Annotated in this window: 7 protein-coding genes; 5 read left to right on the plus strand and 2 right to left on the minus strand. The window is 39.9% G+C overall.

The window, feature by feature from the left end; translation table 11 throughout:
* Positions 1 to 140: 140 nt before the first annotated feature.
* Positions 141 to 875, minus strand: a complete 735-nt coding sequence (locus B9Y81_RS00140) for an NUDIX hydrolase (RefSeq protein ID WP_085534981.1) — start codon at positions 873 to 875, stop codon at positions 141 to 143.
* A 193-nt stretch (positions 876 to 1,068) separates the two neighbouring features.
* Here B9Y81_RS00140 and B9Y81_RS00145 point away from each other — a divergent pair, with 193 nt between their 5' ends.
* The 5 genes from B9Y81_RS00145 to B9Y81_RS00165 all read left to right on the plus strand — a co-directional run bounded on the left by B9Y81_RS00145 (position 1,069) and on the right by B9Y81_RS00165 (position 8,971).
* Positions 1,069 to 3,381, plus strand: a complete 2,313-nt coding sequence (locus B9Y81_RS00145) for a glycoside hydrolase family 3 protein (RefSeq protein ID WP_085534982.1) — start codon at positions 1,069 to 1,071, stop codon at positions 3,379 to 3,381.
* 32 nt (positions 3,382 to 3,413) lie between these two features.
* Positions 3,414 to 5,723, plus strand: coding sequence for a TonB-dependent receptor (locus B9Y81_RS00150; protein WP_085534983.1), 2,310 nt, complete (start codon positions 3,414 to 3,416; stop codon positions 5,721 to 5,723).
* A 19-nt stretch (positions 5,724 to 5,742) separates the two neighbouring features.
* Positions 5,743 to 6,666 (plus strand): endonuclease/exonuclease/phosphatase family protein, encoded by a 924-nt coding sequence (locus tag B9Y81_RS00155; protein WP_085534984.1) that lies wholly within the window; start codon positions 5,743 to 5,745, stop codon positions 6,664 to 6,666.
* 5 nt (positions 6,667 to 6,671) lie between these two features.
* Positions 6,672 to 7,460 carry a histidine phosphatase family protein gene (locus B9Y81_RS00160; protein WP_085534985.1) on the plus strand — a complete coding sequence of 263 codons (789 nt, stop codon included), beginning with the start codon at positions 6,672 to 6,674 and terminating at the stop codon, positions 7,458 to 7,460.
* Positions 7,461 to 7,882: 422 nt separating this feature from the next.
* Positions 7,883 to 8,971 carry a sugar phosphate isomerase/epimerase family protein gene (locus B9Y81_RS00165; protein ID WP_245832366.1) on the plus strand — a complete coding sequence of 363 codons (1,089 nt, stop codon included), beginning with the start codon at positions 7,883 to 7,885 and terminating at the stop codon, positions 8,969 to 8,971.
* Between the two features lie 398 nt (positions 8,972 to 9,369).
* Here the strand turns inward: B9Y81_RS00165 and B9Y81_RS00170 are convergent, their stop codons facing one another.
* Complete coding sequence (locus tag B9Y81_RS00170; RefSeq protein WP_085534986.1) at positions 9,370 to 13,488, minus strand: DUF6383 domain-containing protein; 4,119 nt, start codon at positions 13,486 to 13,488, stop codon at positions 9,370 to 9,372.
* Between the last annotated feature and the right edge of the window lie 375 nt (positions 13,489 to 13,863).

Raw genomic sequence — 13,863 nt, forward strand, 5'->3', positions numbered from 1 at the left:
AAAAAAGGTAAAAAAACAGACCTTTGTATATCATTGAATATCAGCAACTAAGAAGACCCAAAAACATAAAGGTTATTTTTCGAAAAATAACCTTTATATTTGAAAAAATAACCTTTATCTTTTTTTTAATAAAGGATGCGTCAAAACACTAAGCCAATGTCCGGAGATTTGAACCGGTATAAAATGGAAGGATTATACGTTCTTCCCTCCACTGTTTCGTCCAGTTGTTCGATGCAATCATTGGCGAGAATTTTGCGCTGAAAGTTTCTTCTATCCAATTTTTTCTTCAAAAAGATCTCATATATTTTTCTCAGGTCAGTCATTGTGAATTTTTCAGGTAGCAGCTCATACCCCACAGGTACGACAGGAAACACCATCCGGATGCTGTCCATCGCTTTTTCTATGATGTTCGCGTGATCGGATTGCAGAGGAGGTAATTTATTGATGTCGTACCATTTTAAGGTCTCACCGGCATCTTTTGATAGTACCACCTTATCATATTGTACAATCGCTACATAGCCCATACTGATAAAACGCCTTAAAAGCCATTTACCTTCATTTTCCGATTCTGCGTTTATTTCTAAATAATCTTTATTCTGAGAAGTAATCGTTCTGTTAGGGTCACTAAACAGATAGAATTGTTTTAGAAAAACATCTTTTATGCCGGATCTTTCTTCTAATATTCGGTGTGCTGCCTGATTGGCGTCTTCATGATTGAACATAAAACCGCCTAAAAGTGAGTAATAATCATCTAAAGCAAATTTCCTTAGTAGTACTTTTATTTTCCCCTTGTGAAAACTCAACAATACACAATCTACAGAAAAGCCGGGGTGAATATTATCTTCTGTATAATATTTTAAATCATCAGATTTCATTTTACCAGAGTCCTATGAATTAGTATAATTTCCATGGCAAATATAGTAAAGTTAAATTGGATGTTCCAAGAAGTGCCTATAAATGATACAATTGTGTTTTAAAACATAACTGCGTACAATTGACGCATTTAAATTTGGCGGCGAAAATAACTTAGATACCTTTGTGTCGTAATGACGCATTAAATAAAAAGCTATGAAGGTATATTTATCTATTCTTTTAATTGGATTCCTGGGGATACAATGTAGTGCTCCTCAACGGGAAACTGCAGATTTTGTATTGGTAGAAAGTGGGCAAGGCAGAATGCTAGGCTACTCTCCATCCTCGGGAGTGACTATTATTGAGCAAGATGGCCTCAGGTTTAAAGACTTGAATAAAAACGGTAAGTTAGACAAGTATGAAGACTGGCGGCTAAACTCAGACGAAAGGGCTAAAGATTTGGCTTCACAGATGAGTGTAGAACAAATTGCCGGATTAATGCTTTATAGTGCGCACCAAATGTTGCCGGCTCCGTCTTTTGGTTTTGGAGCTGGTACATATAATGGTAAAGCCTATTCGGAAAGTGGTGCTAACGCCTGGGATTTGAGTGATCAACAAAAGAAGTTTTTAAAGGAAGACAATCTGAGACATATTTTATTGATGGGCTTGGAAAACACGGAAACGGCGGCACGCTGGAATAACCAAATGCAAGCGTATGTAGAAAGTTTGGGATTGGGTATTCCCGGCAATTCAAGCTCAGACCCCCGTCATTCCGTAACTACAAAAGCGGAGTTCAATGCCGATGGCGGAACTATTTCCGAATGGCCACGCGAAATTGGACTGGCAGCCACTTTTGACCCTCAGATAGTACAACAATTCGGAGAGGTGGCAGCAACCGAATACAGAGCGTTGGGCATTACAACAGCACTATCGCCGCAAGTAGATCTGGCTACCGAGCCACGTTGGTTTCGCTTAGGAATGACCTTTGGAGAAGACACAAAATTGGTGACTGATATGGGCAGGGCCTATGTTGATGGCTTTCAAACGTCAGAAGGAGACAGTGAAATTGAAAAGGGATGGGGCTATCAAAGTGTAAACGCGATGGTAAAACATTGGCCAAGCGGAGGCCCTGAAGAAGGAGGGCGTGACGGACATTGGGCAAACGGAAAATTTGCCGTATATCCGGGAAAGAATTTTGAAGAACACTTGAAACCATTCACGGAAGGCGCCTTTAAATTGGCCGGTAAAACCGGAGAAGCTTCTGCCGTAATGCCTTATTATACTATTTCTTACAATCAGGCGATGGATGGAACCAATTATGGAAATGGTTTCAGCAAATATATTATTACTGATTTGCTGAGAAACAAATATGGATATGATGGTGTGGTTTGTACCGATTGGCTGATAACAGCAGATGAAGGTAAAACTCCGGCGGATTTTGCAGGGAAACCATGGGGTGTGGAAGAATTGACCGTTGCCGAACGACATTATATATGTATCAAAGCAGGGATGGATCAATTTGGTGGAAACAACGATAAAGAGCCGGTTTTAGAAGCCTACAAAATGGGGGTAACGGAATTTGGTGAGGAGTATATGCGCAATCGTTTCGAGCAATCGGCTGTGCGCTTATTGAAAAACATTTTCCGTTTAGGTTTATTTGAAAATCCATACCTTGATGTAGAAGCGAGTGTTGCTACTGTGGGGAATGACGAGTTTATGAAAGCAGGATACGAAGCGCAACTTAAATCTACTATTCTCTTAAAAAACAAGAATAATATATTGCCTATTGCACAGAAGAAAAAAGTATATATTCCTAAAAGATATACAGCTTCTACAATAAATTGGTGGGGACAATGGACTGAACCTACGTTGGATTATCCGGTAAATTTGGATGTTGTGAATCAATATTATGAAGTAACACAAAACCCGACTGAAGCAGACTTTGCTCTTGTGTTTGTGCAAAATCCGAAAAGTGAATTTAATGGCTATTCCACAACAGATCGTTTAGCCGGAGAGAATGGTTATATTCCCATCTCGCTCCAATATTCACCTTATACGGCTACGAATGCACGTAAACAAAGCATGGCTGCAGGTGATCCGGTGATAGACCCAACGATTAACAACCGATCATATAATGGTAAAACGTCTCGCACTGCAAATGCCAACGATTTGGAAGTAATGCTGCGCACGCGTGAAATGATGCAGGAGAAACCTGTCATAACCATTATTGACCTTTCAAACCCTATGGTATTCAGCGAATTTGAGAATCAGATGGATGGAATCATCCTTCAATTTGGAAGTTCCGATAAATCCTTAATGGAGATAATATCGGGCAACTATGAACCAAATGGATTGCTACCAATTCAAATGCCGGCTGATATGTTAACTGTGGAAGCACAATATGAAGACGTAGGTCGTGATATGCAATGCCACAAAGACACTGAGGGAAATACTTACGACTTTGGTTTTGGTCTCAATTGGAAAGGCATTATTAAAGATGCCAGAACAGAAAAATATAATCTTAAATAATACAATTAACGATTTTAAATTTTAGGTAAAGTATGAAAAAAGCAACAATATCTTTAGTTGCAACAAGCCTGCTCGCTTTCTTCGGCACATCAAACCTGATGGCGCAAAAGAACACAGAGACAGCAAAGAGTGACACCGCAAAAGTTGCTCAAAAGGCAGGAGGAACTGCCAATGTGATGCTAAACGCATCGGCTGATAATGGTCCCCGGGCTGTAAATATTGGTTTACCTGCCAGTGTGGGCGGAACGGTTGTGTTGGAAAATGGACTGCCGGTGGTTTATGACTTTATGGGGCAGATGCCTACTGCTGTGTGGAGACAAGATAACGGCGTGTCTAAATTTCAGGTGCTGAATGTATCCGAAACGGCTTTGCTTGCCAGCGACATTGGCGTGTCGGTAAGCACATGGACCAATAGAGGTACAGAAACTGTGAAAGGCGCGGCCGGTTTCACCACCAACTCTTTTGGGTTATTAAGAGGTGATGTTAATATAAGCGGTCCGTTGAAGAACGGATGGTACTATTCGGCTACTGCCTTTTTAAATATGGACCCGGGAACTTTCCGTTCGAATATTTCTACGTTTTTAGATAAAACGCAAATCTACAAGGGCTTTCTGAATAAGAAGTATGAAACCGGACAAATCGGTATTCAGTACAAATTTGCAAACAGTGAATCCATCAACGCCAAACAAAGTCCGTATATCTATCATAAAGACGGTAGCGTGTCAAGACTTCCGGGCTTCCGTATCGGACGTGATTCGTACCTTGAACAATCAGGGATGATTAACGCAATCGATCCTTTGACAGGTGAAGCCGTGGCTTGGGATGCCATGAAAGATGGAGGAAGCACATCACACGTAGTCGATATTTTGGGTGATCAGCAAATAGGTAATGGCATGATATTGGATTATACATTCCGCTATCAGTATTCTAATTCAGGACTATACAATCCATACTTAACGGCAATCACTTCCAGCGTAGATCCGAATGCGGCGGAGGCAGACTTGAAGGCAGGAAATAAAAGATACTATTATGCCGACAGCCCCAACGCTCCATACGAAGGATATGTACAAAACGGCATGATGATCTTCTCGCCGAAATCAAAGAAAAACACCGTGATGGCACGTGTGGAATTAAGTAAGAAAACAGAGAATCATCATTGGATGGTAGGCTTGCACAATTGGTATTACAATGTAGATAAAGCAACTTCGGCTACCTATTCTTATCAGTTTGATGTAGCGCCCAATCCGCGTTCTTTGGTGTACGATGAATGGACCATGGATGCCGATGGTAACGGACAGTGGGTACGTAAAACCGACAAAAGTGGTAATAGCAAACACAATGGTGCTATGCAGTATTATAACGGATTTGAAAACAAAATGGCAGCAGTAGCTACCGAAAAGTGGAAAATCAACGACAGGTTTACGGTAGACGCCGGTACTCGTTTGGAGTGGCAACGCATTGATGGCGACTGGTATTCGGCAGAGGACAGAAAAGCCGGTGGAACAAACTGGGTTTCGGGCAAAACATCCGATGTAAAGAAGGATTGGTTCAACTTTAGCGTAACAGCAAATGCAACATGGAAAGCATTCCAGAATTTCGGATTCCTTGCCGACGCTTATTATTTGCAACAAGCCGGAAAATTAAGCATGTACGCAGGTGCTGACGACCCTCAAATAGACAAATGTGAGATACCTGGATTTGCAGCCGGAGTTTATTTCAATCACCCGATGCTTAGTCTTGTTTCTAAAGTAACCTCTATCAAACGCACAAACTTCAAGAACAACTCAACGTTCAACGATCCGGTAACCGGAGCGGTAGATAAGAAAACAATCAGCTACGATGTAAGTACAATCGGTTGGACTTCCGACGTGTTGTTCCGCCCATTCAAAGGCTTCGACTTACACATGTTGCTTACCCTCCAAAACCCTAAATACAAGAACTATGAGTTTACAACCAGCTGGGGACAAGAGGTTAACAACAACGACAATGTGGCACGTAGCGTATCAAAAACATTGATTGAAATCGACCCAAGCTATACGTTCGGAAAATTCAGAATCTGGGGAAGCGCGCGCTACTTTAGCAAAGAATACGCGAACTATCCCAACACACTGATCTTTAAAGAAAGATGGGAAACCTTTGCCGGCTTGAACTACAAGTACGACAAAAATGTAGACTTCGGAATCAGCGTTGTCAATCTGTTGAACCAAAGCGGTGCTCAGGGTTCTATTTCGGGAACAAACACCACGAATGCCGAACAAGCAACAGCACTATACGACAAACCTTTAGTAGGAACCTATATCCGTCCGTTTACAATCGAATTTAAAACTAAAATCAGATTCTAAGTAATCTAAACTAAGCATTATGAAAAACAAATTGACAATAATATTGCTATTTGTTGCCTTGATGTGTTCAGCAAGTGTTTTTTCACAAGAAAAGACGTTGAAAGTATTGAGTTACAATGTGTATTGGGGAATGAAACAAGACACTACGGCCAATAAGTCTAAATTTGCAGAGTGGATTAAGGCACAAGATGCTGACATCGTAGCGTTGCAAGAGATGAACGGATTCACGACTGTAGATCCGGACTTTATACCTGCTGAAACTGCAAACAAAAACAATTTGGCTAAGCTGGCTCGCAGCTATGGACATCCGTATTGTTATATCGTAAGAGAGCCCGCGCCTGATGGTGCAATTAGTTTCCCTGTAGCTCTTACTTCCAAATATCCTATTGTTAACGTTCGTAGGGTGTTAGAGAATACCGTTCATGGATTTTTGGAAGCTGAAATTGAAGGTTTGCATTTTATTATTACACATTTCCATCCATTCTCGTCTGAAAGAAGGGGAACTGAAGTAGATCAAATTTTAGCAACTATCGCATCTCGCTCTTCAGATCAAAAATGGTTATTTATGGGCGACCTGAATTCGGTTTCTCCTTTGGATAAAGAGGAATATGACAACAACCTTTTGCGCGATTTCATTAGGGAGGATAGAAAAAAGAGACCTCAAAATATGAACCTGAGCAAAGATGATGAGTTAGACTATTCGGTTCAACAAAAAATCCTGAATTTTGGATTTATTGATGCTCTCAAAACGTTTCATCCACACTTTATAGCCACTGCTCCTACTAAAATGTTTTACGATCAATCAAATCATCCACTGAGGTATGACTATTTGTATGTAAGCAAAAACATGGAGGAGCAATTAGTGAAGTGTGAAGTGATCAAAGATGATTTTACAGCTGTTTATTCAGACCATTATCCTGTTATAATAACAATCAAAAAATAATAATCATGAAAACTTACATTTTATTAATCGGCTTTATGCTGTCAGCTTTTGTTCCTACTTCTTTTGCGCAAAAACAAGACGCGAAAGACAATACGGTAACACTTTATATTACGCGCCATGGTAAGACAATTTTGAATACGATGGACCGTGTTCAAGGTTGGGCAGATACGCCTCTGACACCTGCTGGAATTGAGGTTGCGGAATATTTGGGCAAGGGATTGAAAGGCGATGGTATTATATTTAAAGCAGCCTATTCCAGCGACCTTGGTCGTGCTCGCCAAACAGCACGTATCGTATTAGACAGTAAAGGACAAAATGATATGGCGATAACCGAAGTACCTCAAATGCGCGAAACTTGTTTCGGTAGTTATGAAGGGGAGTTTAATCCTAGAATGTGGAATGATGCTGCACTTCGCCTTGGTTATAAATCGTATACGGAATTGATGGCAGACCTGGAGAAAGATCCTACATTAATGAAGAAAATGGTGGATGCTTTTGCCGCATTAGAAACTCTTGGCATTGGCGAACCTTATGATGTAGTGAAAGCCAGAGGACAAAAAGCCATTCGTGATATTGCGGAGAAACAAGCCCAAAATGGTGGAGGAAATGTATTGATGGTAGGTCATGGTATGTCTATCGGTATCTTCCTTTCAGACTTAGATAGTTCTGGTAAAAAACCAACAGCAGGACACATGGGAAATGCTGCCGTATGTAAAGTAACCTACAAAGACGGAAAGTTCACATTAGAATCCTTCGGCGATATGAGTTATGTAGAAAAAGGCAAAGCGAAATAATCTTCTATTTGATTAACAATGTGAATCAGCAGTTGATTTCTCTCTCAGATTAATTTAGTCACAACACTTACGATCAACAAATCAAGCACAAAAGTTGATCAACCCCCTTTGTAGAACACAGACAAGCCATAGCTTTCAATTACATTTGGTGATTGAAATTTAGCAACAAGTTTAGTGTGTTTTATAAAGGGGGTTTTTGTATACGTATATAATCTATCTTTGAGAAAATGTCTAAAAAAAAGCAAGCTCTTTTCTTGCCGGAAATAAAACGTGTGGAGAGTTTCTATGGAGAGAAATCTGAAATAACCTTAAAGGAAGATACTATAAAACACAAAAAAATAATTGAAGTGTAAATAATAAGTATATTCACCTATTCTATCCGAATGGTTTTGCAGACTTATCACTCAAATAAAATATGCATTATGGAAAACACAAACAGTAAAATTTCTCGAAGAAAGTTTTTTGGAACCTCAGCAACTGCTCTGGTTACAACAACACTTGTTACACCCGGTTTTTCTTCCTGTACCGGTAGCAACACAACAAATAGTCTTCCCGTTGAGGAGGGGTCTAAATTCAGTGGTGTGCAGATTGGAACTATCACCTACAGTTGGCGCACAATGCCGGGAGGTCTCGACAACATTATCAAGTATTGCAAAACAGCAGGTATCAGTTCTATTGAGCTGATGAGCGGAGATTTGGAACAATACATGGGACTTCCGGAAAATCCGTTGGCGGAAGTCTTCCGCGATGAGAGCCGTGATCCGGCCGCACAGCCTAAACCCAATCAGGAATATCGCTACGTTGCAGTCGGAAGCGGTTATATAAGAGTTCCCTACCCGTTTACAGCGGAACAACAAGCTGCTGTAGATAAGTACAATGCAGACATCAAAGAATGGCGCATCAACCTGCCCATGTCGAAAGCGGAAGAAGCACGCACATTACTGAAAGATAACGGAATTCAGGCACATATTGTAAAATTCAGCCCAGCCCGTTGGTCGGACGAAGAAATAGACTACGCGTTCAAAGTAGCCAAAGCAATGGGAGCTAAAGCCGTAACAGAAGAGATTTCGCTTGATTCTGCCAAGAAGTTAGCTCCGTTTGCCGAAAAGCACAACATGTATGTAGGCATGCATAACCATATGCAGTATGCCGAGCCTGACTTTGATGTTGACGCAATCCTGGCAGTAAATCCAACTATCATGCTGAACTTTGATGCCGGGCACTATTATGGCTCAACCGGAAAAAACCCGTGTGACTTTGTCCGGAAATACCACGACAGGATCTACAGTATTCACATCAAAGATAAGACAGGACCTACCACAGATCCTGCAAACGCCAATCAGGTATTCGGTCAGGGCGAAACACCTATTGCCGAGCTACTCAAGCTACTCCAACAGGAAAAATGGCCAATCTATGTTGACATCGAACTGGAATATCCGATCGCTCCCTGGTCAACTGCAGAAAAAGAAGTTGCCACTTGTGTAGATTACCTGAGACAGATCTTGGTATAAGCCGGGAGTTTACCCAAATTAGAGATGTGTCAAAATGGACATTAACTAAAAAATACCGCGTCTACCTCCACAGGCAGACGCGGCCATAAATCTTTTTGGTAATTTATATCACCACTTTTTACTCATCTCGAGTTATTTCATTCTGTGGTCAATGATTTTAACACATTTATTTTGTCCATCATATTTTCATATATGAGGTTGATTAAATAACAAAGACAAAAGTCGTCCCGGTTTCCCGGGCCAACTTTTGTACTTTGATTATGTCTATTCTGCCTTCACAGGCTGAAGCAGACTCTTACTTTATTTTAACGCTCACACTTTTTCACTTCTCACAAGTTACTTACCGCCTCCTTCCGAAGAAGAGAGGCGGTGCATGTGATTTATTAATATTATATTGATTATTTTATTATTGCTTTTACAGCATCTTCACCTTGGATAGCAACAACTACGATACCCTTAGGAGCAGCGATAGTTACGTTATCAGAAGTGATTGTTGTGTTAGCAACTGTTTGTCCTAAGATATTGCTGATAGCAACAGTCTTACCTGCAGCGTTAAGGATAGTTACGCTACCGTTTCCGGCTACAACCTTAACATCTGTTACATTGATATCTTCGTTAGAAGTTGGCAGTTCATCAGTTTCACCAATACGGAAGATCTGAGCTTGATTTACCAATTGGTTAAGAGTTGATGTTCCGTCAATCTCTGTATGGTCACCATTGATATTGAACTTCTGTGCTAACACAGGAACTCCGTCAAGGATCTGTACCCAACTTGCTTCGCTGAATGTTCCATAAGAGCCTGCTACTTTAAGACCTTTGGATTCCAACAAAACTTTTTGTTGTTCATCATCTGTCAGACGCAATGAGAAGGCAACATTCTGATGGTTAGCAGTCAGAGTGATCTGATCTACTGCACCGGCCTTAACAGCTTTGTTCAGACTATCCGGATGAATTACATTCCATTTGCTTGTAACGTCTTTAATCGTAGTCGTTTTGAATACAAACAGATATTCACCAGCCTTGAGTCCAAATGCATTGTCTTTTTCTGCAGCTTCTTCCGCTGTTACATTCATATGGATTGCTTCAACAAATCCAAGACGGCTATAGTTTCTGAAACCGTATTTACGAGCTTGATTCAACATGTCATGACCAGCATATTCTTCAATTGAGTCATTCAGGTTAATCATTACGCGACCAGCCAGGTAACCGTTATAGAATACGTGGTGAGAAGCATCTTCTTCTTCAGCAGCCTCTTTACTTGGGAAGTAACCATGAACTCCGGTTTGACACCATTGACCATCAGCAATACTATCCGGAGCAACAAAGAATAAATATTTCGGCATGCGAGGATTAGAAGAGATTACAGAATCAATATACATTGCTGTTGTCGTTCCATTACCTACCGGTTTCACGTTTTCAGCAGTAACTCCCAGATAGTTGAAGCCTTTAATATATTCACCGGCTTCTAAACCAGCTGCATTATTACCATCTTCAAACAGATATTCTGTAGCCTCTGCATTTGCACCTCTCTGGCGATAAACTTTGCTAATTGTATTGTTTCCTTCCAGGTCAAGAGTTCTATACAATGGACGAGGAGAATCTGTGAATACGAAAGCAGATACGCGATCCATCGGAGCAGTATTCAATGACATGAATGATACTTTAGCTGTCTGGTCTTTCACATCAGCACGTTTGTATCCGTTTTCAAAATACTTACGACCATCATAAGGGTCTGTATCATCAGGATTAACCTGAAGCAACATTGAGTCTCTTGAACCTACTTTGTAAACCCAGTTTTCTTTCTTGTTTTTATCAGCATCGGCACTCCAACCCGTAGCATCAACTAATGCATAAGCGTTTACAGGAGTTTTGTCTGCAGAGATTTGATCCGCTTTGAAATAGAATGTTCCTAATTTCACGTTCTTTCCATCTACATCTTTCAAGTGAGCCATCTGATAATAAGGATTCTTATTCGCATCCTCTTTAACAACCACGTATCTCCATTGGTTATCAATCAGATTATTATCACGAACTTTCAAGGCATAGTTTGTTCTCTTCAATTGAACAGCGCCAGCCTTAGTACTCTTAACACCATATTCCTGATCTACAAGTAATGTGTCGATTTCGAAATCATTCCAAAGATTTTTGTTTATGCTTAAGAAACTTGTTGCTTCATCTACACTCAGGAAGTTATCTGTATTAGGAGTTCCTAAAGTTACAGCGTTCAGATATTTCATCGCGTAAGTTTCATATTTCAAACTTTCATGATTAAATTTCTTATAACCTAAAGTAGCATCTTCCTTGAAACTCTTAGTTAACGGAGTGAAATAGATCGTATCACCACATGACAACAACGGATATTCATCAGGGAATTTACCGTTTGAATTTGATTTTACATCATAACTCTCATGGTTGATGATATAATACTTATTCGTTCCCGGAACGCTATACAACTGACCATAGAACAAAGCAGGAGCTTTATCTCCATATTCACGGTTTTTAATCGTAACATAGTTAGCGCCAGTTTTGGAATGATCACAAGAATCGCGCTCAATTACCCATTGAGTTGCAGGCATTTGTTTGTAATCCTGATAATCATCCGGTCTGTCATAAATCAAACGACCTTCCATGTTATAAACAAGGTACATGCCTTCTTTACGATAGTCCGTTTTATTCTTATCATCTACGCTGATCTGAATGAAATATACATCATTAGCTACAGAAGAACGTTGAAGATAAGTATATTTATGATCGAAACTAATCTTCAAGCCCATTTGAGAAGGAACAGTAGTTAATACAGGGACACCGTATTTACCTGGAGTAGCAGGTGTTCCTTCTGTTGCAAGGACAAATGCAGAGCCATTCCAATAATGAGTTGGCACATCTCCTTGGTGTGGAAAATAGAAACCTGCAGGGCGACCAGGGTGACCAAAGTGACCATGTTCACGAGGATACCATTTATGAGTAGCTGCTTGTGCAGGTGTCCCCGGTATTGTAACATACAATTTTGCTTCAACAGCATTCGCAGGTTGTCCTACTGTTAACACAGCGTTATTATCAATGCCTGCTGTACTATTCATCAAAGTCAATGCAACCGGAATCAATGCAGCTTTATTAAATGGAACACTTGTTGTTAGTGTCGCACCAGCATCAGGATGTGCTATAGCCGCATTTACAGTATTATAATAAGCTGCAGGAACAGCATCTTTTAATGGAGTATCCTTCCATTTTTTTCCTGCTTGTTTATCCGCATTAGCAATATAAGAAGCGTTCAGTGGTTCAAAGGCCAAACTGTCAGGAGTTGGGAAATAAGTTACTTTCCAGTGATAGCGAGCCTTTAACGCAGTCATCGGGGCTGTTGTCAGATCACCTTCAAACTTATCATTTAACACAACCAAACCACCATGTAAACCCGGCAATTTATCTTCCTCATATGTAGCATCTGTTGCTACCATAAAATACTTATCAGCATCAGCTTTGAGAACAATGCTATAACCACCGTAAGGTGAAGTAAGATCTGTATTCAGGTAGTTTGAAATTTTAGTATCTTCTGCTACATATTTCATCTTAAAGAAATCATTTCCGGCAAAACCCTTCAACACTTCTTTAAATTTTGCAATACCATCAGATTCAGATCTGTTTGCCCATGATCCATCAGCATCAAGCATTGAGTTCAAATCGGCAGCATTCAATACATGAGCACCGGCATTACGAACTGTAAATGCTAATACATTGTAATTACCTACCATTTCTTCGCCAACTGTACCTACCACCTCTGTTGCAGGAATGTCAACTAAAACAACTTCATCATCATCATTAAGAACAAGACCTAATACTTTTTCATTCGTATGATTGTAAGTATATAGCTTAGACTTTGAGAAATCGCCTGCAGTATTCACATCATTAGTGTACCAACGCCAAGCATTTACGTCATTCTTAATAATTGTAGCAGATTCATCTATAAAAGAAGTTGGCAGGTCATTTGCTTTTTCCAAATTAACCGCATCAGCACAATTATAACTCAATTCATAACCAGTTTCTTTATTTATAAACTTATACATAAAAGAACCTGGAGTCTTGCTAACTACTTCAATCTTCCATAAAGACGAGTTCAAAGAAGGTTCTGTTATCGCCTCCCAACCTTCACCCTGAAGCGCAGATGTACCTATAGTCAAAGCATCTTGATCAACAACTTTTAATGTTAATTCACCCGTGTTGTAATCACGAACCTGAACTAACACCCTTGTTTCAGCGGTGAACGGAACAGCCTTTAAAACATTGCCACCACTAGTAGAAACCTCCAATTGATACCATTTATTAGGCTCAATTTTGTTTACACCGTAGTCATTATAAGTGACATCAAAAACATCCGGTTTAGTCAATTGCGTACGATAAGGGATCTCAGATTTCAAATCAAGCCCATCCGCATCGTGCTTGATCCCCTGAGCCATCGTAACTACCGGAAAGACACCGGTAAAAAGAATACCGGCAATCAAAGTAGAAAACTTTTTGTTCATAATCAGATAATTAATATTAGTAATAGTGTTAATAAATAAACCTTCTAAGCACCGTATACTATTAATGTACACGAATGCACATATTATACGATCAATTTATATCATCAGCAAAGATAGGGATAAGATCGATACGAACAATAGCTATTCTGTTTTTTTTAATTTACTCATTTCTTTCTTATCCATTGATATTCTTTCACTGTACGAAACGACCTGTTTCGATGACAAACCATTTTCATATTGTATAGATTAATTGATCGTAAATAGTATATAAACGGACTTGTTTCTGCAATAATTAAAGACATAAAAAGCGATTTCTTATTCTCTTACTTTATTTTGCGCTCCCTTTTACTATATTGTTTCTCTCGGAATGGACTT

This window comes from Massilibacteroides vaginae (assembly GCF_900178525.1).
Lineage (GTDB): Bacteria > Bacteroidota > Bacteroidia > Bacteroidales > Tannerellaceae > Massilibacteroides > Massilibacteroides vaginae.

Coding starts and splice junctions, on each gene's coding strand:
- B9Y81_RS00140 (WP_085534981.1), bottom strand. CDS start 875: ATGAAATCTGATGATTTAAAATATTATACAGAAGATAATATTCACCCC.
- B9Y81_RS00145 (WP_085534982.1), top strand. CDS start 1,069: ATGAAGGTATATTTATCTATTCTTTTAATTGGATTCCTGGGGATACAA.
- B9Y81_RS00150 (WP_085534983.1), top strand. CDS start 3,414: ATGAAAAAAGCAACAATATCTTTAGTTGCAACAAGCCTGCTCGCTTTC.
- B9Y81_RS00155 (WP_085534984.1), top strand. CDS start 5,743: ATGAAAAACAAATTGACAATAATATTGCTATTTGTTGCCTTGATGTGT.
- B9Y81_RS00160 (WP_085534985.1), top strand. CDS start 6,672: ATGAAAACTTACATTTTATTAATCGGCTTTATGCTGTCAGCTTTTGTT.
- B9Y81_RS00165 (WP_245832366.1), top strand. CDS start 7,883: ATGGAAAACACAAACAGTAAAATTTCTCGAAGAAAGTTTTTTGGAACC.
- B9Y81_RS00170 (WP_085534986.1), bottom strand. CDS start 13,488: ATGAACAAAAAGTTTTCTACTTTGATTGCCGGTATTCTTTTTACCGGT.